Source organism: Rhizobium sp. Leaf384 (genome assembly GCF_001424065.1).
Classification (GTDB): Bacteria; Pseudomonadota; Alphaproteobacteria; order Rhizobiales; family Rhizobiaceae; genus Ferranicluibacter.
This window is the reverse complement of the sequence record NZ_LMQE01000001.1, coordinates 852377-874504: the sequence shown is the minus strand read 5'-3', so window position 1 is coordinate 874504 and position 22128 is coordinate 852377. Positions and strand designations below refer to the sequence as shown.

Here is a 22128-nt window from a genome sequence, read left to right as displayed (position 1 = left end):
CGTGCAGCGGTTTCGGGAAACGCCATGCATCAAAACAAGACGCTTTAGCTTGCGGCGGCTCCGCGGCGTCGCCCGAAGCGTCGGAAATCAGCTCGCAGCGCCGCGGCCGACGCGCTTCTGGCCGAGCGCGCGAAACACGGTCGACACGATGCCGGCCCGGTCGAGGCCCGCCTGGGCATACATGGCGTCCTGCTTCATCTGTTCCATCCAGATATCCGGCAGCACCATCGGGCGCACCTTCAGGCCGGCGTCCATCAGCCCCTCGAGCGCGAGGAACTGGAGCACGTGGCTGCCGAAGCCGCCGACCGATCCTTCCTCGATGGTGATCAGGACTTCGTGCTCGCGCGCGAGCCGCCGGATCAGGTCGTGGTCGAGCGGCTTGGCAAAGCGCGCATCGGCCACCGTGGTGGAGAGCCCGGCAGCGTCGAGATCCTCGGCAGCCAGCAGGCAGTCCGCAAGCCGCGTCCCGAAGGAAAGGAGCGCAACCTTGGTGCCTTCCTTGACGATGCGGCCACGGCCGATCTCGAGGATTTCGCCCCGAACCGGCATGTCGATGCCGACGCCTTCGCCGCGCGGGTAGCGGAAGGAAATCGGACCCTCGTCATAGGCAGCGGCGGTGCGCACCATATGCTTCAGTTCCGCCTCGTCGGCGGCTGCCATCACCACGAAGCCGGGCAGGGCGGCAAGATAGGTCGTGTCGAACGAGCCGGCATGCGTCGGTCCGTCGGCGCCGACGAAGCCGGCGCGATCAATCGGGAAACGCACGGGCAGGCCCTGGATCGCCACGTCGTGCACCACCTGGTCGTAGCCGCGCTGCAGAAAGGTGGAATAGAGCGCCGCGAACGGCTTCAACCCTTCGGTCGCAAGCCCGGCTGCGAAGGTGACAGCATGCTGCTCGGCGATGCCGACGTCGAAGATGCGGGAGGGATGGGCGAGCGCGAACTTGTCGAGCCCGGTGCCGGCCGGCATGGCGGCGGTCACGGCGACGATCCGCTCGTCCTCGTTGGCTTCCTGCACCAGCGCTTCGGCAAAGACGGCCGTGTAGGAGGGCGCATTGGGCTTGGCCTTCGCCTGCGCGCCGGTGATGACGTCGAAAGTGTTGACGCCGTGATACTTGTCGGCCGCAGCTTCCGCCGGCGCGTAGCCCTTGCCCTTCTGGGTGACCACGTGGATCAGCACCGGACCGTGGGCATTGTCGCGCACGTTGCGCAGCACCGGCAGCAGGTGCTCGAACGAGTGCCCGTCGATCGGCCCGATATGGTAGAACCCCATTTCCTCAAACAGCGTGCCGCCGGTCACGTAGCCGCGGGCATGCTCCACCGCGCGGGTAATGGCGCGGTCGACCGACTTGCCGAGATAGGCCGTCAGCTTCTTGCCCAGTTCCCGGAACCCCATATAGGTCCGGCCGGAGGCCAGACGCGCCAGATAGGCGCTCATGGCGCCGGTCGGCGGCGCGATCGACATGTCGTTGTCGTTGAGAATGACGATCAGCCGGGCGTCCAGCGCGCCGGCATTGTTCAGGGCCTCGTAGGCCATCCCGGCCGACATCGCCCCGTCGCCGATGACGGAGATGACGTTGCGCTTCACGCCCTGGAGCTCCGAGGCGACCGCCATGCCGAGGCCGGCGGAAATGGAGGTGGAGGAATGGGCGGCGCCGAAGGGATCGTAGGGGCTCTCCGCCCGGCGGGTGAAGCCCGACAGGCCGCTTTCCTGACGCAGCGTGCGGATGCGGTCCCGGCGTCCGGTCAAAATCTTGTGGGGGTAGCACTGATGGCCGACATCGAAGATCAGCCGGTCGTGCGGCGTGTCGAACACCTTGTGGATGGCGATCGTCAGCTCGACCACGCCGAGGCCGGCCCCGAGGTGGCCGCCCGTCCGCGACACCGCATCGATCATTTCTGCCCGCAGTTCTCCGGCGAGCTGCGGCAGATCCTTGTCGTCGATGGCCTTGAGGTCCCGGGGTAGGTTGACCTTGTCGAGAAGCGGCGTCGACGGCGGGGTGTTCGGTTGGGTCACGCTGTCCTCATACCCGCGGTCATTGAAGGGCCGCGATGGAAATCATTCGCAAAAAGGCCTCTTAATCGCAATTTGCGGGAATTGCAAAAGCCTGTCGCTGCACGTCCTGCACAGGAGCGGGACGTGAAAGCCTGCCTGCTGGACGTGTCCGAAAGGCCCTGCAGCGGGGCGGATCGTCCGTCCTCTCCGCTCCCGAATCTGCGTCAGGCGTGCCGGGAAGGATACCGGAACCCCCGTCTCGATCCTACAACAAACTTCGCGCCCGAAAGTTCGGTGCGCGATGCATATGCGCCTCTCCGTCTCGCCCCGGTGCACGGCACCCGTGCACCGCGTCAGCGCGCTGTTCGTCAAGCGCGTGCGGCCTGCGTCCGGCGCATGATGCCGACGGTGGCAAGCCAGAGCACGACGCCGATGGCCAGAAGGACGCCGGCGATGAGATACTGAACCGGGTCGCGTCCGGTCCAGGGACCGGCGAGGAAGGTGCAGGTCAGCGCGCCCAAAACGGGAAAGACCGTGGGGATGCGGAAGTGCGGATGGGCGACCGTGTCCTTGCGCAGCACCAGGACGGCGACGTTGACGATGGCGAAGACGCCGAGCAGCAACAGCGCCGTGGTGCCGCCAAGCTGGGGCACGCCGCCCGCAAAGACGAGCAGGCCGACGGCCAGAAGGGTGGTAAAGCCGATGGCGATGTAGGGCGTCTGGCGTCCGTGATGCACGCGGCCGAGAACGGCGGGGATGACGTCTTCCCGCGCCATGCCGTAGAGCAGCCGGCTCGCCATCATCATGTTGATCAGCGCGGAATTGGCGACCGCGAGCATGGTGATCACGCCGAAGATGCTGAGCGGAAAGCCGGGCGCCCCCGCCTGGATCACTTTCAGGAGCGGCGTCTCGCCTTCGCTGAGCTCGGCAGCCGGCACCAGCGTGATGGCGGCGATGGAGACGAGGACATAGATGAGGCCGGTGATGAGCAGGCCGGTCAGCAGGACCTTCGGAAAGATCCGGCTCGGATCCTTGCATTCCTCCGCCATGTTGACCGAATCCTCGAACCCCACCATGGCGAAGAAGGCGAGCGTCGTCGCACCGATGACCGACCAGAACACGCTGCTGTCGCCGGCCGGCGTGAACGTCGTGATGCGCGATACGTCGCCCTGGCCGTGAAAGATCGCCCAGAAGCCGACGCCGATGATGATCAGCAGGCCGGTGAGCTCGATCATCGTCAGGCCGACATTGAGCTTCACGCTCTCGCCGACGCCGCGGAAATTGATGGCGGCGACCAGCCCGAGAAACAGGACTGCGATCAGGACGACCATGGCGTTGCCGACGTCGAGCCCGAGCGCCGCGGTGAAATTGGCCGAAAACGCCCGCGCGGCCGTGGACGCCGAGGTGATGCCCGACGACATCACGGCAAACGCGACGATGAAGGTCAGGAAATGGACGCCGAAGGCCTTGTGCGTGTAGAGCGCTGCCCCGGCCGCCTTCGGATACTTCGTCACGAGCTCGAGATAGCTGAAGGCCGTGAGCAGCGCGACCGCGAAGGCGATAAGGAACGGAAGCCAGACGATGCCGCCGACCTTGCCCGCGACCTGTCCGGTCAGCGCATAGATCCCCGTGCCGAGGATATCGCCGATGATGAAGAGCAGCAGGAGCGCCGGCCCCATGACGCGCTTCAGTTCCGGTTGCGTCGCGTGTCTGTCCTCAACCGACATCGAAAATCCCCTTCTCCCTTGGATCTTGTGCCAAGACACATAGCTCGACCGCCGGCGAAGGAAAGATGCATCCTTGCGCCGCGCCCTGTTGGAAATGCGAGCGCGGGTTGTGATGATCGGCGGCCGCGACTCGCCAGAGATGGGCAGGCGGGCGGGCAGGCGGGACGGACAGGCGAGACCGTCTGCATTCAAGGTTTTCGTAAGGCTTCCCGGATAAACAGGCCGTGTGACGCGGCGACAGGCGCGAACGGTGGCCGGATGTCCGGCAGGTAAACGGGGTTCGATCGCGATGCTCACGACGCTGACAGACCTGTGCCGGCAGACGATGCGCAGCGCCATTGCCGACGACGACGATCTGGTGGAGCGGGGCCTGAACGCCAACCGTGCGCTCGCGCTGATCCGGCTGTTCTGGCTGAGGACCGGCATCGAGCTCGACGTCAACATCTTCTACCGTCATCGCACGCCGCGCGCGATCGTCGATGCCATCGCGCAGGATCGTCTGCAGATGGACGACAAGATCCTCCTTCTGCGCGCCGGCGACCGCGCGCGTCCGCTCTTCCTGTTTGCCGGTGGCGTCAACTGTTTCCTGGAAACCCAGGACCTCGTGGATGCGATGGCCTTCGACGGTGCGATCTACGGCATCACGCTGACGGATTTCGGCCGACCGGCGAGCCATCCGCCGGAGGTCGCCGACGAGGTCGCGCTGGCCTATCGCGCCCTGAAGGAGATCCAGCCGGTGGGGCCGTATCGGCTGGCCGGCTATTCGTTCGGGGGCGTGCTCGCGCTCGAGCTCGGGCGGCGGCTGCGGGCCGAAGGCGATGGTATCGACACGCTGATGCTGCTCGACCCGCCGCAGAACGATCACAGCTGGCCTTGGCCTCTCTGGGCCGGGCTGATGCGCCGGACCGTCATGCGCCAGGCGCGCTCGGTGCTGGCCAAGCTCTCGGCACGGATGCGGCGTCGACGGCGCTCCGCAGAGGCATCCTGCGAGACGCCGCGCGATAGCGGCGGCCTGTCCCTGCGCGACGCCGTGGCGGCGGCCGCCTTCCGTCACAGCCCGCCCCGTCGGGGCCATCAGTTTTTCTTTCGCTTTTCCGATCCGCGCACGCCGGACTACCCGTTAAGGGCGCCGCAATGGGCCGGCGACTACGTGCCCGGCTATGATGCCCGTGCCCGCCAGCTGCTGCAGATGAAGGGGCTGTATCGTCCGCGCATCTATGACGGGCCGCTCCTGTTCATCGCCTCGACGTCGGGCTCGCCGATCGATTGCGATGCCGTGCGCATCTGGAAGCCCTATCTGCCGAACGCCGCATGGACCGTCTCATCCGGCAATCACCTCAGCATGATCGTCGCGCGCAACGCCCGCAAGCTCGCCGCCCTGACGGACCGGCATCTGCAGCCCGCCAACGCGCCGTCGTCCGATCGTCAGCCATCTGCGGACGAGGGCAGCGTCGCCGCCTGATCGCGTCAGGCGCCGTCGAGCGGCTCGACGCCCTGCGGCTTGCCGGTCCGGTCGAGGCGGATCTTCTCGATGCGGTTTTCCGCCGCGTTGAGCAGGGCCTCGCAATGCTTTTTCAGAGCTTCCCCGCGCTCGTAGAACTCGATCGACCGGTCGAGCGCCACATCTCCGCGCTCGAGCGCCGAGACGATGGATTCCAGTTCCTCGACCGCCCGTTCGAAGGAGAGCGATGCCACGTCGGCAGGGGTGGCCGTCTGGGCCGGTCCGTCGGCCGGCATCTGCGTGCGTGCGTCGTTTGCCATGTCGGTCATCCCCTCATCAGGCGCTGGATATGCAGGCCCGCCGATTCGGCGAGCCCCACGAGGTCATAGCCGCCTTCCAGCAGGCTGACGATGCGGTTCTCGGCATGCTTGCCGGCGATATCGAGCAGCCGTCCTGTCGCCCAGTCGAAATCGTCGCCGACGAGGTTGATCTGGGCCAGCGGATCGCGGTGGTGGGCGTCGAAGCCGGCCGAGATGATCACCAGATCCGGCTGGAAACGCTCGAGCGCCGGCAGGACGCGGGATTTGAACGCCTCCCGGAAATGCTCGCTGCCCGTATCGGGCGAGAGCGGCGCATTGACGATGGTGTCGTGCCGTCCAGTTTCGTCCTTGGCCCCGGTGCCGGGATAAAGCGGCATCTGGTGCGTCGAGCAGAAGAGCACGGACGCGTCGTCGTAGAAGATGTCCTGCGTGCCATTGCCGTGATGCACGTCCCAGTCGACGATCGCCACGCGCTCGGCGCCGTGCACGCGCTGGGCATGGCGCGCGGCGATGGCGGCATTGTTGAAGAAGCAGAAGCCCATCGCCTTCGTCTTCTCGGCGTGATGGCCGGGCGGCCGCGAGGCGACGAACACATTGTCCGCCTTGCCGGTAAAGACGGCATCCACCGCGGCCACGGCGCCGCCGATCCCGGTGAGGGCGGCCTGCAGGCTGGCGGGGCTCGCATGCGTATCGGCCTCGAAACTGTTGATGCCCTCTTCGGGGATCACCGACATGACCGCCCGCAGATGCTCTTCCGGATGGGCGAGAAGCACGAGATCCTCGTTGCCCTGCGGCGCTTTCAGCCGCACGAGGTCCGAGAACCGGTCATGCTCCAGCGCCAGATTGAGCGCCCGCAGCCGGTCCGGCCGCTCGGGATGACCCTCGGGCACCTGATGCTCGAGGAAGATGGGATTTTCAAAGAGGATCGTTGTCATGCGCGGCAAGCTACCGCAAAACGCGGCAGACCGGAACCGGTTTCGGGATAAAATAACCAAGCATATTGAGCAGGTTAGAACATGGTCCGCAGCGACGGGAGGCTGCGGCCGGCATATGCGGCCGGCATGAGCGGCAGGCAGCAGGGACGGGCGCCCTGCTGCCTGCGCACCCTGCGACATGTGCGCCCGGGCGTCAGGTCCGCTGCGGCAGCAGCGGGTAGCCGACGAGCACGGCACGGGCGGCAAGGGCCGCGATGCCGGCCTTGAGAACGTCGCCGGGCAGGAAGACGGCGTTTGCCGAGAGAGCGGCCAGGAAGTCCATGCCCGTGCTGCGGGCAAGCCAGATCGTGCCCATGAGATAGACGACGCCGATGCCGCCGATCATCGAGGCCAGCAGAAAGCCGGCGATCTGGTGCACGCCGGCCTGGCCCTCGCGCACGATCCGCTCGGCGATCAGGCCGGTGACGAAGGTGCCGACGACCCAGCCCGCGATGTAGCCGGCCGTCGGGCCGGCCAGGATGGCAAGGCCGCCGCGACCGCCCGAAAGCACGGGCAGGCCGACGGCCACCATGAGAATGAGGAGGAGATAGGCGAGCGCGCCGCGCTTGGCGCCGATGATGCAGCCGGCCAGCATGACGCCCATGGACTGGGCGGTGATGGGCACCGGCACGAAGGCGAGCGTGATCGGCGGGATGATGCCGAGAACGACGATGACGGCCGTAAACAGGGCGATGAGAACCAGGTCGCGTGTGGACATTGTCCCTCCTTTCACAAAGGTCTTATGGACGCGAATTACTGACGGCGCAGACCGCGTGCGTCAATGGCCATGGCGATCATGTCCGCATCTTTCAGCGTCAGGATGATCATTGGCGCCAGCATCCGCAGCGGACGCACCGGCAGGCCCCGCGCCGCATGCGATTCCCGCAGGCTTTCGTAGCGCAGGGCGATGTCGGGCACGAAGCGCAGCACCAGTCCGAGCGCCAGCCCGATATCGGCGGCATTGACGAGGCCCAGCCGCTCGAACGGCCGCATGAGGACGGTCACCTCTTCCATGACATCCCCCGTCTCGCTCGACGCGGTAACGGCCGCAGCCAGGAGGATGAGCGTGGCAAAGCGCAGAAAGGTGGCGAGGCCGGCGAGCGGCGTTTCGAAAATGCCCGTGGCGAGCGCCACCAGCGCAATGGAGACGAGCGGCCAGGCAAGCCGCGACGCTGCGTCGCGCGGCGCCATCCCGACGCTGGCAAAGACGAGCGCCGCCAGCGCCGCGGCGCCGCCGAGGAGGAGAGGGCTTTTGGTGAAGAAGATCGCCAGGCTGGCGACGAACAGGCCGGCAAGCTTGATCCGCACGGACAGCTTGTGAAGCGGCGTGCTGCCCTCGACATGCAGGCTCTTCAGCACAGGGCCACCGCCTCATAGGCCCTGACCACGTCGACCGGTGCGCCGTCGGCGATCAGCCGGCCCTCATGGAACAGGAGCACGCGTTCAAAGCTTTCGATCAGCGACAGATCGTGGCTGACGACGATGGCGGCTTCCGGAAGGCCCGCCAGCGTGTCGATCACCCGCTTCCGGTTCTTCAGGTCCAGCTGGTTGGTCGGCTCGTCGAGAATGAGGATGTCGGGCTCGGTCACCAGCACGCTCGCCATGGCGACCAGCTGCGTCTCGCCGCCCGAAAGCGCATGCACCCGCCGCCGCGCCAGATGCGCGATGTCGAAGCGCGCAAGAACGGCCTCGACGCGGGCGGCAACCGCGGACGTGGCAAGGCCGCGGCTCTTCAGCCCGAGCGCGATATCGTCCGCCACGATCGGCAGGATCAGCTGGTTCTGCGGGTTCTGGAAGATGAAGCCGACCTTGGACAGAACGGCCGGACCGTCCTCGACCGTGTCGAGCCCGTTCACGGTCACGCGGCCCCGGCTCGGCTTGACGAGCCCGTTGATCGCCCGCACGAAGGTCGTCTTGCCCGATCCGTTGAGCCCGATCACCCCGATCCGCCGCTCGGTCAGCGTCAGGTCGAGCGGCTGCAGTGCAACGGTGTCGCCATAGCGCACACTGCAATCGGCAAAGCGGATCTCCAATCCCGTCTCCTCGGCTCTGACAGCGAATGGCCGGTTCATAGGCCAAAGCGAGGGAAAGGCAAGCCCGGGTAGCGGGGTTCGGGGGATCGCAGATGGCGTGTTCGGGCGCTGTTGCCGGTTCTGCCGGCAGTTGATTCTTTGTCAGAACAAAGCATGATCAAAGCCATGACGATTCTCCTCTCCAATCGCGATGCCCGCCGCATCTTCCTCAACCGGCAAGGCCTGGCCTCGCCGCCCAATCGGGCGCTGGGCAAGGACGGCCTGCTCGATCTCATCACGCGCATCGGCTTCGTGCAGGTCGACAGCATCTCCACGGTGGAACGCGCCCACCACATGATCCTGCATGCCCGCAACCAGACCTACCGGCCGGAGCATCTGACGGCGCTTCTCGAAAAGGATGGCGCGCTGTTCGAGCACTGGACCCATGATGCCTCGATCATCCCGAGCGCCTTCTTCGTCTACTGGAAGCATCGCTTTGCCCGCGAACGGGAAACGCTGGTCGAGCGCTGGCGCAAATGGCGGGAAGCGGGGTTCGAGGATGCCTTCGACGAGACGCTGCGGCAGATCACCGAGACCGGCCCCGTGCTTGCCCGCGACTTCAAATACGAGGACCGCACCTCCGGCGGCTGGTGGAACTGGCATCCCTCCAAGACCGCGCTCGAATATCTCTGGCGCACCGGCACGCTGGCCATCGCCGGTCGCGACAGTTTCCAGAAGATCTACGATCTCACCGAACGCGTCATCCCCGAGGTGTACCGCACGTCCGAGGTCGATCGGAAAGGCTTCATCGACTGGTGCTGCCGGGCGGCGCTCGAGCGTCTCGGCTTCGCCACCCATGGGGAGCTCGCCGCCTTCTTCGCGCTGATCACGCCGGACGATGCGCGGCAGTGGGTGCTGGCGCATGCGCACGAGCTGCAGCCGGTGGTCATCGAGCCTGCCGACGGCAGCCGCCCGCGCGCCGCCCATGCCCTGGCCGGCTTCCCCGACACGCTCGGTCATCTCGACGAGCCGCCAGCGCGCCTGCGCGTCCTCAGCCCGTTCGATCCGCTGCTCAGAGACCGCGCCCGCACCGAGCGCCTGTTCGGCTTTTCCTACCGCATCGAGATCTTCGTCCCGGAGCCCAAGCGCCAATACGGCTACTACGTCTTCCCGCTGCTTGAAGGCGACCGCCTCGTCGGCCGCATCGACATGAAGGCCAACCGCAAGGCCGGCGTGCTGGAGGTCAAGCGCGTGTGGTGGGAGCCCGGCATTCGCCGGTCCGCCGCCCGCGATGCCCGCCTCGACGCCGAGCTCGCCCGCATCGCCCGCTTCGCCGGCGTCGAACAGGTGGTATGGTTCGACGGGGCCAGAAACCCCGGCGGGGCCAGAGACCTCGACGGGAAAATTCAGCCGGAGGAACGAGGGCGGTGACCTCGAGCAGAGGGCAGGGGAGACGCACGACGGCCGGAACGGCGGCTGTGTATTTCAGCATTCCCTGTTGAAAGGGTCTTGCGATCCGGCTAGGATAGGCCGGAGAACGAGGATCTGACATGACGCCGGCCGCTGCCATCGAGAAACACCGGGACGCGGTCCATGCGCTGGTTCGTCGTTTCGACCTGTCCAACCCGCGGCTCGTCGGCGCGGCGGGTGAAAACCTCGACGCTGACAGCGAGTCCGGCAGGGAAGCCGGCAGGGAGATCGACGGAGAGACAGACAGAGAGACCGACAGGGGCGAACTCGAATTTCTCGTCGACGACCGCCCCGGCACCACCCTCTTCGACATCGGCGGCCTTCAGGTCGCGCTGGAGGATCTGCTCGGGATGCCGGTGTCGGTGATGACGTCGGGCGGGTTGCCGGAGAGCCTGCGAACGAAGGTCCTGAAGGAAGCCATGCCTGTATGAGTGCGAGACGTGCCGTTCTGCATCTGCAGGAGATGCAAGACATGGCTGACTGGGCCTGTCGATTCTGCCACGGCATGGATCGCGAGCAGTTTCTGGAAGACCAGAAAACCCGTCAGGCGTGCCTCTTCACCCTCCTGATCATCGGCGATTGCGCCGCGCGCATTCTCCAGGAGCATCGTTCCTTTGCCGAGAGATTTCCCGGCATACCCTGGCCGAACATGAAGGGCATGCGAAACCACATCGTCCGTGGCTTCGCCACGCTCAATGTCGACACGATCTGGGCGACGCTCGAGCATGCCGTCCCCGCCCTGATGATCATGCTGCCCGATGCGATCGCGGAGGCCGCGACCGAGGATCCCGGCATCTGAGGCCCCTCTGATGCCAGCAACTGAGGCCCTCGTCTGATGCCGGCATCTGAGGCCCCGGTCTGATCCCGGCCGGCGTCTCCCGGAGCGAGCTCTTAGAGGAGGATCGTTTCCGAGATCTCGATCCCGAAGCCTTCCAGTCCGACATAATGGCGTTCGCGGGTCGACAGGAGTTTGATGGACGAGATGCCGAGGTCCTTCAGGATCTGGGCGCCGAGACCGATCTCGAGCCATTCGCTGTCGCGGGCCTGCGCCTCGCTGTGGCCTTCCCGATCCTGCAGCGTCTTGCGCGCCGTCTGCGAGGCGCCGACGCCGACCGAGCCTTCGCGCAGATAGACCACGACGCCGCGGCCGCTGTCGGAGATGCGCTTCAGGATCCGGTCGAGCTGACGCTCCTTGCCGAAGACATCCGCCCCGACATTTTCGAGATGCAGCCGCACCGGAATGTCGACGCCGTCACGAATGTCGCCGAACACCACCGCGAGGTGCTGCATCGGATCCCAGGGCAGCGCGAAGGCGTGGCCCTTGGCCATGCCGTAGGGCGTGTCGATATCGAAGACCGCGCCGCGGTGGATCAGCGTTTCCTTGCGCTGGCGATAGGCGATGAGATCGGCGACCGAGAGCTGCTTGAGGCCGTGCGCCTGTGCGAAAGCCGCGACATCCGGTCCGCGCATCACCGTGCCGTTGTCGTTGACGAGTTCCGAGATCACGCCGATCTGGGGCAGGCTCGCAAGCTTGCAGAGATCGACCGCGGCTTCGGTATGGCCCGAGCGCATCAGCACGCCGCCTTCGCGCGACACCAGCGGGAAGATATGGCCCGGGCGGACGAAATCGGAGGCGCCGGCATTGGGATTGGCAAGGTTGCGCACGGTCAGGGTCCGGTCGTCGGCCGAAATGCCGGTCGTCGTGCCATGCTTGAAGTCGACGCTGACCGTGAAGGCCGTCGTATGGGCACTGTCGTTGTCGGCCACCATCGCGTTGAGGTTAAGGCGCTTGGCCTCTTCCTTGGGCATGGGGGCGCAGACGATGCCGGAGGTATGGCGCACGATGAAGGCCATCTTCTCGGCCGTGCAGTGAACGGCGGCCACGATGAGGTCGCCCTCGTTCTCGCGGCCGTCATCATCGGTGACGACGACGATTTCTCCGGCTTCGAACGCCCGGATGGCATCGACGACGCGCTTCTGATCGAAGGACATGGGTGGGATCCTCTTCTGACAGGCGGCCGCTCGGGCCTCTTGGTCTCACAGCGTCGGCAAGGCCGACCTCTCTAAATTCTGCCGGCTCTGCCGACGTTGCTCAATCAAGACGGCCGGTCTGGCCCCGGTCGCGCAGATAGTGGTCCGCGATCGCGCAGGCGACCATGGCTTCGCCGATCGGCACGGCGCGGATGCCGACGCAGGGGTCGTGGCGGCCCTTGGTGCGCACGTCCACCTCCTGGCCGTCCGCATCGATCGAGCGCCGCTCGGTGAGGATCGAGGAGGTCGGCTTGATGGCGAACCGGGCGATGACCGGCTGTCCGGTCGAGATGCCGCCGAGAATGCCGCCGGCGTGATTGGACAGGAACACCGGCTTGCCGTCCGGTCCGATCCGCATCTCGTCGGCATTTTCCTCGCCGGTGATGCCGGCCGCCTCGAACCCGTTGCCGATCTCGACGCCCTTGACGGCGTTGATCGACATCAGGTTGGCGGCGATGTCCTGGTCGAGCTTCGCATAGATCGGCGCTCCGATGCCGGCCGGCACGCCCTCGGCCACGACCTCGATGATCGCGCCGACCGACGAGCCCGCCTTGCGGATGCCGTCGAGATAGTCTTCCCAGACCGGAACGATGGCGGGGTCCGGCGCGAAGAACGGATTGTTGCCGACTTCCGACCAGTCCCAGTTCGCCCGGTTGATGCGATGCTGGCCGATCTGCACGAGCGCCGCGCGCACGGTGAGGCCCGGCACCACGCGCCGCGCCAGCCCGCCGGCCGCCACGCGCGCCGCCGTCTCGCGCGCCGACGAGCGTCCGCCGCCGCGATAGTCGCGAATGCCGTATTTGACGTCATAGGTATAGTCGGCGTGGCCCGGGCGGTAGCGCCGCGCAATATCGCCGTAGTCCTTGGAGCGCTGGTCGGTGTTCTCGATCAGCATCGAGATCGGCGTGCCCGTGGTGACCAGCGTTTCGCCGTCCGCGTCCGGCATCACGCCGGACAGCACGCGCACCAGGTCGTCCTCGCGGCGCTGGGTCACGAAGCGCGACTGGCCGGGCTTGCGCTTGTCCATCCAGGCCTGCAGTTCCGGCAGCGTGAAGCGAATGCCCGGAGGGCACCCGTCCACGACGCAACCGAGCGCCGTGCCGTGGCTTTCGCCCCATGTCGTGACGCGAAAGAGATGACCGAACGTATTATGCGACATGCTGCGGCAACCATTGTCTGCTGCGGGCGGCCCCGACTGGCGGCACCCGTTCTTGCGCGGACACTCTTACTGCATAAGTTGCCGGGCGGAAACGCTTTGCGCAGAAAAACACGGCGTCGCCCGGGGGCCGGTCAGGATGCGAGCTGCCACTGCGTGGCCGCGGCGCGGGCCAGCGCGTCGGCGGGTACGGGTTTGGAGAAGGCATAGCCCTGCAGGATGTCGCAGCCGAGCACGGCCAGCATTTCGGCATGCGCCAGCGTCTCCACCCCTTCCGCCACGATTCCGATGCCGAGCGACCGTCCGATGTCGATGATGGCGCGCACCAGCGCCTGCTCGCGCGGGGAGCCGATGATGGGCGAGACGAGCTGCCGGTCGATCTTCAGGCGTTTCGGCCGGATCTTCAGGAGGCTGACGATCGAGGTGTGACCGGTGCCGAAATCATCGAGCTCGACGTCGATGCCGAGGGCGGCGATGCCGGCGAGGTTGGCGGTGATGATCGCATCGTCGCCATCGAGGAAGATGGCCTCGACCAGCTCGAAACAGAGTTGCCCCGGCCGGAAGGCAAGGCCGGTCAGGGAGGCGAGCAGCGTCTCGTCGCTGAGCCGGCGGGCGGACACGTTGACCGAGATCCGGGGAACGGTGATGCCGGCAGCGGTCCACAGCATCATGTCCGTCAGCGCGCGCTCCATGACGATCTTGTCGAGCGTTGCGACGACGTTCAGGTCCTCCGCGATCGAGAGAAACCTGTCCGGCGTCAGGACGCCTTCGCGCGGGTGGTTCCAGCGGATCAGCGCCTCGACGCCGCAGAGCTCCAGCGTTTCAGCGGTGAACTGCGGCTGGTACCAGGCCGTAAACTCGCCCTTCTCGATGCCCTCAAGGATCTCGTCGGCGATGCGTTTGCTGTTGACGATCTCGCTTTGGAGCGCCTCGCTGAAGAACTCGAAGCGGTTGCGGCCCTTCTCCTTGGCGCGGTAGAGCGCGATGTCGGCATTGACGAGCAGCCGGCGGAGGTCGGCGTCGGCCCCCCGGCTGACGGCAATGCCGATGCTGACGCCGAATCGGCAGACGAAGCCCTGGTAGTCCACCGGTTGCCGCATCTGGGCAATGATGCGGTCGGACAGGGCTTCCAGCTGGCCGGGCCGGGGATCGGTCACGAGCACGATGAATTCGTCCCCGCCGATCCGCGCAACCAGATCGTCAGCGCCGGCCTCCGTCTTCAGCACCTTCGAGGCGTGCATCAGCATGGCGTCGCCCGCGGCATGTCCGAGCGTGTCGTTGATCTGCTTGAAGCGGTCGAGATCCAGATGCAGCAGCGCCACGTCCGTCGCCTCCCCGGGGTCGCGGTTAAGCAGGGTGGTAAGCGCCGCGTCCAGCATTCGCCGGTTGCCGAGCCCGGTCAGCGGGTCGTGCAGCGCATTGTGCTCGATCCGGTCCTTGGCCGTTGCCAGTTCCGCGGTTCGCGCCTCGGCGAGCGCCTTGGCCTCCCGCAGCGCTTCCGTCAGCCGCACGTCTTCGGTGATATCCCAGCTGATGCCCGTCACGGTCTGGCGGTGACCGGCTCCGGTGTTGATGGCGCCGATGTGGCGGATATGGCGGATGCCCGTCGGCACGACCACGCGGTAATCGGTCTGGTAGCGCTCCAGATAGAGCACCGTCTCGTTCAGCGCCTTTTCCGCCTGGGGCAGGTCGTCGGGATGGACATGCGTCTTCCAGCCATCGGCACCGGGCGTGCCGTTCCCCGCGGGAAGGCCGTGAAGATGGTACATCCGGTCGTCCCAGCTGCGCGCCCCCGTGAAGAGATCGATTTCCCACACGCCGAAGCGGGAGCATTCGAGCGCCAGGTTGAGCCGATGCGACATGGCGAGGAATTCGCGGTTGCGGCAGTCCAGCGCGGCGACGGCGCGCCGGCGCTCCCCCATCATCCCGAAGGTCAGGACGATCGGCACGAGGACGGCCACGGCGCAGCCGAAAAGGATCAGGGCGATTTCGGCTTCGTTGTCGGGCGCCTGGTCGAATCCGCCGACGGGCACGCCCGCGATCTGCCACGTGCCCCCGGGCAGCGCGACCTCCTGCAGCACATGCTCGGTCTGGAAGGTCGCGTTCCGGCCGACGAAGGCGTCGCCGATATTGGCGGGGTCGGAAATGTCCCGGATGGCGAGCAGGATCGGCGTGCTGCGCCTGGCCACCACCGCGCTTCCACTGCCGATCCCCCGGTTGGCGACGGTGCCGGCAGCAGCGCCGCGTTCGATCCCCGTCGTCAGGTGCGCGCCGAGATGGATCGCGTTTTCGTCGATCACCGCCTCGACGAAGCCCCAGAAAGCCGATGATCCGCTCGGGCCCGAGAACACCGGCAAATAGACGTCGAACCCGGCGGAGCCGTCGGGAAGCATGATCCGGCTCCCGAGTGCGGCGCGGCCGCGGGCCTGCGCGCGGCGCGCGGCCGTGCGCTGCGAATAGAACGTGTCGAGCCGCGTGCCGACGATCCGCTCATGCTCCCGGCTCGGCATGACGCGGGAGATCACCCCGCCCGGGGCAAGGCCGATACGGCGGATGCCCGGATTGCGCTCCATGATGCGGGTGGCGATCGCCTGAAATCGCGATGGGGACATGTCGCCGTCGAGCGCGATGTCGTTGGTGAGGCCGGAAAGCGCGGCCGTGTTGCTCTCGATATTGGCCTGGATCTGCGCCGCCACGAGGCCGAGCGTGTTCTCCGCGTCGCTCTTCAGCGCCTGACGGAAATTGGCGCTGTTCTGCGTCTCATACACGTATCCAGCCGACAGGAGGGCGATGAGCGCCAGCAGGGAGGGCACGAGGGAGGAACGGCAGAAGCGCCCGATCGTCGCCGCCTTGGCGCGAACATTGTTCCCCATTCCGGCCATGCAGCAGACGTCCCGTTGAAAGCGACCGAGAGTAGTGCTCGAAGATTAACAACATCTTATGCACTGCGGGCTAAGGCCGAGGGTCTCCCTCATCCGGACGCCCGCTGCGTCAACGCTTGGTTAACCATGTTCTCCGGAACCGGTCCCGCCGTCACATGCTCATCGGATTGTCACAAGGATGGTGAATTTTTGCCACAATCGACGCCCAAAAACTGCATCATATTCGGACAGTGAATCAAACGGTAAGAGGGAGACACAGATGCGTTTCGTCGTTGCGACATTGATGGCGACCGCCAGTTTCTTCGCCCCTCTTGCAGCCTTTGCCGACAGCGCCGACGTCGAGGCCACGATCACGAGCATCGACACGGATCGCCTCAGCCTCTCGCTGGATGACGGAAAGAGCTATCAGGCGCCCGAGGAGTTCAACTTCGAAGGCCTCAAGGCCGGCGTCAAGGTGGTGGTGTTCTACACCGAAGTCGACGGCAAGCGCGTCATCAACGATCTCGAGGTCGTCCAGTAGGGTCCGACCGCGCTCTGCGTCGTCAGACCCAGTCGACCGTGCCGTTCTCGATTTTCAGGATCCGGTCCTGCGGAATGGCGCCCATCGAGGCCTCCTCCGGCGCCATGGCGCCAAGAAGCTTGAACACGCTGCGGATGACGCCGCCATGGCTGACGCAGACGGTGGGGACCGCAACGTCTTTCATCCAGGACGCGATCCGCCAGGACAGGATCTCGTAGCTCTCGGCGTCGTCGCCCGGGGGGATGAAGTCCCACTTCGAGGCCTCGCGCTCGGCCACCCGGTCCGGCACGCTCGCTTCCAGCTCCTCGAGCGTGAAACCTTCCCAGTCGCCGAACGACACTTCCTTCAGCCGCTCGTCGATCCGGTAGGCCACGGGGTCGAGGCCCATCGCGCCGCGCAGCAGTTCCATCGTCTCGCGCGTCCGCCCGAGCGGGCTTGCCACATAGTCGAAGGTGCCGGCCGCCGTCCCCAAGCGTGCGGCCAGGGCCCGGCCATTGCCGCGCGCCTGGTCGCGGCCGGTGTCGTTCAAGGGAATGTCCTTCTGGCCCTGGAGGCGGATTTCCGCGTTCCAATCCGTCTGGCCGTGGCGGATCATGTAGATCAACATCGCAATGCCTGCTGAAGAGGAGAACGGGATCGCCCGCGGGGAGGGGGCCGGTTTCCCGGCGCCCTGCATCTGCGATCGGACGGGAGGTCAGTCCTTGACGACGGCGATATCCGGCGCGTCGACCGCCTTCATGCCGACGACATGATAGCCGCTGTCGGCATGGTGCACTTCGCCCGTCACTGAGCGCGACAGGTCCGACAGCATGTACAGGCCGACATCGCCGACCTCTTCGATCGTCACGGTCCGGCGCAGCGGCGCGTTGTATTCGTTCCACTTGAGGATGTAGCGGAAGTCGCCGATGCCGGAGGCGGCCAGCGTCTTGATCGGGCCGGCCGAAATGGCGTTGACGCGGATGTTCTTCGGGCCGAGGTCGACCGCGAGGTACTTCACGCTGGCCTCGAGCGCGGCCTTGGCGACGCCCATGACGTTGTAGTTCGGCATGACCTTCTCGGCGCCGTAATAGGTCATGGTCAGCATCGAGCCGCCGTCGGTCATCAGCTTTTCCGCGCGGCGCGCGACCGAGGTGAAGGAATAGACGGAGATCTGCATGGTCTTGGCGAAGTTGTCGGCCGAGGTGTCGACGTAGCGGCCGGTCAGTTCGTCCTTGTCGGAAAAGCCGATGGCGTGGACGACGAAGTCGATCTTGCCCCAGGTCTTCTCGATATGGTCGAACACGGCGTCGATGGTCGATTCGTCCGAGACGTCGCAATGGCCGGCGAGAATGCCGCCGAGTTCGGCGGCCAGCGGCTCGACACGCTTCTTCAGCGCATCACCCTGATAGGTGAAGGCGATCTCGGCACCCTGTGCATGGATCGCCTTGGCGATTCCCCAGGCGATCGACCTGTTGTTGGCGACGCCCATGATCACGCCGCGCTTTCCACTCATCAAACCGGATGTCTGCGCCATCGTGTCTGCCCCCGAATGCCTCTGGATCGGACCGGCAGGCGCCAGTCGAAATCTTGCTTGAAAATACAGTACCGGAACGCGTCCGCACCCGCTCGCAAGCGAGAGGCGGGCCGGTTTGCGAGGCCTCGCTATGGCATAGGCTTACAAGGCGTTCAAGCTTGTGAAGGATCAGGAACTGTTAGGACCGGTAACAAACGGTCAGTGTCCACCGCGAATCGCACGCGTCCGTCAGAAAGCGCCGGGCTCCGCCGGCATTCCCGCGCCTTTCCCTGCAAGGCCAGGCGGGACGGGGCATAGCCGGGCGCCCCAGGCCGGAACGGTCCGGGCAGGGACGGCTGCGGTTAGAGAACGAGACCGTCGCGCTGGCTGCGGATCAGGTCCACCAGCTTCCGGTCGGGGCGCTTGCCGAGCGTCAGGCTGAGCTCGACGATCAGGTCGCCGCGCCGTCCGTCGGCGGTCGGCAGGCCCTGCTCGGCAATGCGCAAGGGGCTGTCCGGGCCGGACCAGGGCGGGACGACGACCGCTGCCTGTCCGGTCACCGTCGCCACCGTCGTGCTGCAGCCGAGCACGGCATCGTGCAGCGACAGGAAGAGCGTGGTGCGCAGGTCGGTGCCCTCGACGCGAAAGCGCTCATGCCGCGCGATGCGGATGCTGACGAGCGCGTCGCCGCGCGCCGTGCCCTGCCGGTAGCCCTGCTCGCGCAGGCGGATCAGGCTGCCATCTGTCGTGCCGGGCGGCAACACCACCTTCAGCATCTGGCCGTCGGGCAGCATCGCCGTCACGCGCCGCCGTCCGATGACGTCTTCGACGGTCGCGACCGCCTCGCAGACCAGATCCGGCACGCGTTCACCCGGCCTGTCACCTGGCTTGTCACCAGTCTTGTCGCCCGCTTTCTCGCCGGCCCGGTCCACGGTTTCGCCCGAGACGGGCAGGATCCGACGGAAAAGGCTGGACACGATTTCGGCGGCCGGCGCAGCTGCCCGGGCAAGGATGCTCGGGCCGGCGGGCGCGCTGGGTGTTGCGGCATCGGCCGTCGTCTCGACGGGCGGCGTCGCCTCGTCAGCGGGCTTTGCCTCGTTCGACACCGTCTCGCTTTTCGGCGCGGGGGCCGGGCGCGGGGCTGCAGCCCTCTGCGCCTTCGGCTTTGCAGCCTCGGTCTTGGCATCGTCGGTGCCGAAGATGCGCGACACCGCCTCTTCGGCGGTCTCCGGCCCCACGGGCTGTTCGGGTGCCCGCGCGCGGTCGGCGCGGCGCTTCATCTCTTCCATGCGGCGCAGATCGGCATCGCGGCGCGCCTGGTCGTAGCGATTGCGCATCTGCGGGTCCTTCAGGACCTCGTAGGCGCGGCCGACTTCGGCGAACCGGGCGGTGGCCGTGGGATCTTCGCGGTTCTGATCGGGATGAACGGCCTTGGCCACGGCACGCCACGCAGCCTTGATCTCGTCGGGGCCCGCATTGCGGCGCACGCCGAGAACGGCGTAGGGATCCTGCATCGACATCTTCATTCTTCATCCTCGTCGGGCGACAACGGGTTCGCCATTGCCGGCAGCGATGATGAAAAGCCGCCCCTTAAGGACAGGTTTATCCCGTGCGAACGCGGCGGCTTACCTGCGCGAAGGGTAAAGAAAGGGTTGACGGATCGAGGCGCGGCCGGGCTGCGCCCGACGACGCGCGATGGCGGTCTGCACGTCAGCTGCGCGGGGCGAAGCTGGTCAGTGTCCAGTCGCCGTCGCCCGTCCGGCAGGTATTCCCGTCGAACTTGGCGATGCCCTGATAGGAATGGCGCGTCGTCGTGAAGCGGCGGCAGACCGTCGCCCCGTCCGTGCGCTCCTGGATGCTGGAAATCACGCCGGCGCTGCCGGATTGTGCATTGGCCCAGGGAATCGGATTGTGGGCGACCTCGGCCACGTCGGCGGTCAGGACCGCAGTCTGCACGGCGGCGGCATCGGCCATGGCCGGGCTCGCCGGCGCCGGGATGGAGCCGGTCCGCACGCTGTCGACGCCGGCCGCGTCACCGAGGCCGATGCCGTTGCCCATGCAGCCGGAGAGCCCCGCGACGCACAGGCCAAGCGCGGCTGCGCCGGCCATGCGACGGAAACGCCCACGGCCGGATCGGGAGAAGAGCTTGGTGTCGCAGACGCGTTTTGCTATGTCTTTCACGGTCACCCTGTCGAACTCGAAAATGAATGCGGTGTCGCTCGAAACGGCATGTCCGAGGCTTACATTGGCGTCAGCATCGGCAGCCTGCATTGGAAACTGAATTATGACGGAAACCCGGTTAACAACTGGTGACTTCACCGAGGAAAATGAACCATTTACGCTGTTCGGCAGCTGGCTGGAGGAGGCGAAGAAGAGCGAGATCAACGATCCCAACGCCGTCGCGCTCGCCACCGTCGATCCGGACGGGCTGCCCAATGTGCGCATGGTGCTTCTGAAGGGCTTCGATGCCGACGGCTTCGTGTTCTACACGAATTTCGAGAGCCAGAAGGGTCGCGAGATCCTGGCGACGCGCAAGGCGGCCATGTGCTTTCACTGGAAGAGCCTGCGCCGGCAGGTGCGGCTGCGCGGCACGGTGGAGATCGTCAGCGACGCCGAAGCCGATGCCTACTTCCAGTCGCGCGCCCGCGGCAGCCGCATCGGTGCCTGGGCCTCCAAGCAGTCGCGCCCGCTCGAAAGCCGCTTCGCGCTGGAAAAGGCCGTCGCCGAGTTCACGGCGCGTCATGCGATCGGCGAGATCGCGCGCCCGCCCTACTGGTCCGGCTTCCGCATCCGCCCCGTCTCGATCGAATTCTGGAAGGACGGCGCGTTTCGCCTCCATGACCGGATCGAGTTTCGCCGCCCCGAGGCGGAGGGAGACTGGTCGAAGGTGCGGATGTATCCCTGAAGGTCGCTGCAAAGGGATCAGGCGGGCTTCGGGATCAGGCGGGCGTCAGCCCGCCTTCATCAGGCGGAAGGGAATGCCCGAGGCGAGCGCGGCCACATCGCCCGGCGCCTGGAAATGGCCGTTGATCGAGATGCGGGGAAGGGCGGCCGGATGCGCGTGTCCGCCAAGGGTTCCCGGCTGCGTGGTGACGGCGAGCAGCCCGTGCCGTTCGGCAAGACGCATGTCGCGGGCAGAGACGGCGCGCGCGTCGCCGTACGGGTAGGCAAGGGTCGTCGGGCGGGTTCCGGTGATGCCGGCGATGGCCTCGACCGAGCGTAAGATCTCCGTCTCGGCCTCGGCATCTTCAAGCCGCGCAAGTGCGCGATGGCTTACCGTGTGGGCCCCGATCGCGGCGAACGGCTGGCGCGCAAGCGTGGCCAGCCCGGCAGCGTCGAGCGTCAGCCGGTCGGTCAGCGCCAGGGGGTCGAGCCCTTCGGCGCGCGATAGCCGGTCGATCGCGGCAACGGCGACGGCCTCGTCCGTTGCATGGACGAAGCGGGCAAAACGCGCGAACGCGGCCTGCATCTGCTGCGGCGTCTGGAGATGGATGCGCTCCGGCCCGTCCCCGAAATCGAAGGTCAGCCGCGGCTTCGCCTGCAACAGCTCCGCAAGCGTCTCCCACCAGAGGCTGTGCGTACGCCGCACGAAGCCTTCGGTGGCAAAAACCGTAAACGGCACGTGGTGATGGGCAAAGACCGGCGCGGCATGGTCGAGATTGTCGCGATAGGCATCATCGAGCGTGAAGACGGCGACCGGCTGTGCATCCGCGCTCGCCAGATGCGCGGGAAGATCGGCCAGCGCGAGAAAACGGTAGCCGTCCCGCTTCAGCCGGACGATCGCCGCATCGAGCGATCGGGGGGTGATGTCGAGATGGGTATTGGCGGGAAACAGCCGGGCGGAGGCCGGGCGCACATGGTGCAGCGTGAAGATCGATCCGCGCCCGCGCGCACCCTGCATCAGCCCCAGGGCCGAAAGTCCGCGCGACACGGCCAGCCCGCCGGCAATGACGCCTCTCCTGATCAACGGCTTCACGATGTCCGACACTCCCGCCTCTGTTGGGCGGCAACTGTAGGACGCGCGGGGTAAAGGCTCCCTGAACGCGGCCTGTCGTACATGGTCCCATGCAGGGGAACCGTGCATCGTCCTACGCGTCGCCGGGTGCGC

The 22128-nt window shown here is 66.5% G+C and carries 21 protein-coding genes; 6 read left to right on the top strand and 15 right to left on the bottom strand.

Going from position 1 to position 22128, the window contains the following annotated elements; all coding sequences use genetic code 11:
• Nucleotides 1–87 precede the first annotated feature (87 nt).
• Nucleotides 88–2016, bottom strand: a complete 1929-nt coding sequence (dxs, locus tag ASG25_RS04050) for a 1-deoxy-D-xylulose-5-phosphate synthase (RefSeq protein WP_062469536.1) — start codon at nt 2014–2016, stop codon at nt 88–90.
• A gap of 347 nt (nt 2017–2363) precedes the next feature.
• Nucleotides 2364–3722 (bottom strand): APC family permease, encoded by a 1359-nt coding sequence (locus ASG25_RS04045; protein WP_062469533.1) that lies wholly within the window; start codon nt 3720–3722, stop codon nt 2364–2366.
• A gap of 289 nt (nt 3723–4011) precedes the next feature.
• On the opposite strand from ASG25_RS04045, the gene ASG25_RS04040 reads away from it, so the two are divergent.
• On the top strand, nt 4012–5184 hold the full coding sequence (locus ASG25_RS04040) for a thioesterase domain-containing protein (protein ID WP_062469518.1): 1173 nt from the start codon (nt 4012–4014) through the stop codon (nt 5182–5184).
• A gap of 5 nt (nt 5185–5189) precedes the next feature.
• Here ASG25_RS04040 and ASG25_RS04035 read toward each other — a convergent pair whose 3' ends face one another.
• The 5 genes from ASG25_RS04035 to ASG25_RS04015 form a co-directional block, all read right to left on the bottom strand.
• The gene (locus ASG25_RS04035; protein WP_062472113.1) at nt 5190–5459 is read right to left on the bottom strand and encodes an exodeoxyribonuclease VII small subunit; all 270 of its coding nucleotides are present in this window, start codon (nt 5457–5459) and stop codon (nt 5190–5192) included.
• A gap of 29 nt (nt 5460–5488) precedes the next feature.
• Nucleotides 5489–6418, bottom strand: a complete 930-nt coding sequence (locus ASG25_RS04030; protein ID WP_062472110.1) for a histone deacetylase family protein — start codon at nt 6416–6418, stop codon at nt 5489–5491.
• Nucleotides 6419–6611: 193 nt separating this feature from the next.
• Nucleotides 6612–7175: a biotin transporter BioY gene (locus ASG25_RS04025; RefSeq protein ID WP_062469515.1), complete on the bottom strand. Its 564-nt coding sequence runs from the start codon at nt 7173–7175 to the stop codon at nt 6612–6614.
• A gap of 35 nt (nt 7176–7210) precedes the next feature.
• Nucleotides 7211–7816, bottom strand: a complete 606-nt coding sequence (locus ASG25_RS04020; RefSeq protein WP_082479904.1) for an energy-coupling factor transporter transmembrane protein EcfT — start codon at nt 7814–7816, stop codon at nt 7211–7213.
• On the bottom strand, nt 7810–8490 hold the full coding sequence (locus ASG25_RS04015) for an ABC transporter ATP-binding protein (RefSeq protein ID WP_062469512.1): 681 nt from the start codon (nt 8488–8490) through the stop codon (nt 7810–7812). The genes ASG25_RS04020 and ASG25_RS04015 overlap by 7 nt, the downstream gene beginning before the upstream one ends.
• Before the next feature lie 165 nt (nt 8491–8655).
• Between ASG25_RS04015 and ASG25_RS04010 the strand changes: the two genes are divergently transcribed.
• From ASG25_RS04010 to ASG25_RS04000, 3 genes are all read left to right on the top strand, one after another.
• On the top strand, nt 8656–9900 hold the full coding sequence (locus ASG25_RS04010; protein WP_062472103.1) for a winged helix-turn-helix domain-containing protein: 1245 nt from the start codon (nt 8656–8658) through the stop codon (nt 9898–9900).
• 119 nt (nt 9901–10019) lie between these two features.
• Complete coding sequence (locus ASG25_RS04005; RefSeq protein WP_062469509.1) at nt 10020–10370, top strand: hypothetical protein; 351 nt, start codon at nt 10020–10022, stop codon at nt 10368–10370.
• Between the two features lie 41 nt (nt 10371–10411).
• Complete coding sequence (locus tag ASG25_RS04000) at nt 10412–10738, top strand: HepT-like ribonuclease domain-containing protein (RefSeq protein ID WP_162242164.1); 327 nt, start codon at nt 10412–10414, stop codon at nt 10736–10738.
• Between the two features lie 92 nt (nt 10739–10830).
• On the opposite strand, the gene ribB is transcribed toward ASG25_RS04000, so the two are convergent.
• The 3 genes from ribB to ASG25_RS03985 form a co-directional block, all read right to left on the bottom strand.
• Nucleotides 10831–11931, bottom strand: a complete 1101-nt coding sequence (gene ribB / locus ASG25_RS03995; RefSeq protein WP_062469503.1) for a 3,4-dihydroxy-2-butanone-4-phosphate synthase — start codon at nt 11929–11931, stop codon at nt 10831–10833.
• Nucleotides 11932–12031: 100 nt separating this feature from the next.
• Entirely contained in the window at nt 12032–13129 is a 1098-nt protein-coding gene (gene aroC / locus ASG25_RS03990) for a chorismate synthase (RefSeq protein WP_062469500.1), read from the bottom strand.
• A 131-nt stretch (nt 13130–13260) separates the two neighbouring features.
• Entirely contained in the window at nt 13261–16008 is a 2748-nt protein-coding gene (locus tag ASG25_RS03985; RefSeq protein WP_062469497.1) for an EAL domain-containing protein, read from the bottom strand.
• A 259-nt stretch (nt 16009–16267) separates the two neighbouring features.
• Here ASG25_RS03985 and ASG25_RS03980 point away from each other — a divergent pair, with 259 nt between their 5' ends.
• On the top strand, nt 16268–16528 hold the full coding sequence (locus ASG25_RS03980; RefSeq protein ID WP_062469494.1) for a DUF1344 domain-containing protein: 261 nt from the start codon (nt 16268–16270) through the stop codon (nt 16526–16528).
• A 22-nt stretch (nt 16529–16550) separates the two neighbouring features.
• On the opposite strand, the gene ASG25_RS03975 is transcribed toward ASG25_RS03980, so the two are convergent.
• The 4 genes from ASG25_RS03975 to ASG25_RS03960 all read right to left on the bottom strand — a co-directional run bounded on the left by ASG25_RS03975 (nt 16551) and on the right by ASG25_RS03960 (nt 20201).
• Nucleotides 16551–17135, bottom strand: coding sequence for a histidine phosphatase family protein (locus ASG25_RS03975; RefSeq protein WP_062469492.1), 585 nt, complete (start codon nt 17133–17135; stop codon nt 16551–16553).
• An 87-nt stretch (nt 17136–17222) separates the two neighbouring features.
• Nucleotides 17223–18041, bottom strand: a complete 819-nt coding sequence (gene fabI, locus ASG25_RS03970; RefSeq protein WP_062469489.1) for an enoyl-ACP reductase FabI — start codon at nt 18039–18041, stop codon at nt 17223–17225.
• A gap of 341 nt (nt 18042–18382) precedes the next feature.
• Complete coding sequence (locus ASG25_RS03965) at nt 18383–19546, bottom strand: DnaJ C-terminal domain-containing protein (RefSeq protein ID WP_082479903.1); 1164 nt, start codon at nt 19544–19546, stop codon at nt 18383–18385.
• A 184-nt stretch (nt 19547–19730) separates the two neighbouring features.
• Nucleotides 19731–20201: an RT0821/Lpp0805 family surface protein gene (locus tag ASG25_RS03960; RefSeq protein WP_062472097.1), complete on the bottom strand. Its 471-nt coding sequence runs from the start codon at nt 20199–20201 to the stop codon at nt 19731–19733.
• A gap of 103 nt (nt 20202–20304) precedes the next feature.
• Between ASG25_RS03960 and pdxH the strand changes: the two genes are divergently transcribed.
• The gene (gene pdxH, locus ASG25_RS03955; RefSeq protein WP_062469486.1) at nt 20305–20925 is read left to right on the top strand and encodes a pyridoxamine 5'-phosphate oxidase; all 621 of its coding nucleotides are present in this window, start codon (nt 20305–20307) and stop codon (nt 20923–20925) included.
• 45 nt (nt 20926–20970) lie between these two features.
• Here pdxH and ASG25_RS03950 read toward each other — a convergent pair whose 3' ends face one another.
• Nucleotides 20971–22008, bottom strand: coding sequence for a polysaccharide deacetylase family protein (locus tag ASG25_RS03950; protein WP_062469483.1), 1038 nt, complete (start codon nt 22006–22008; stop codon nt 20971–20973).
• Nucleotides 22009–22128: the final 120 nt, after the last annotated feature.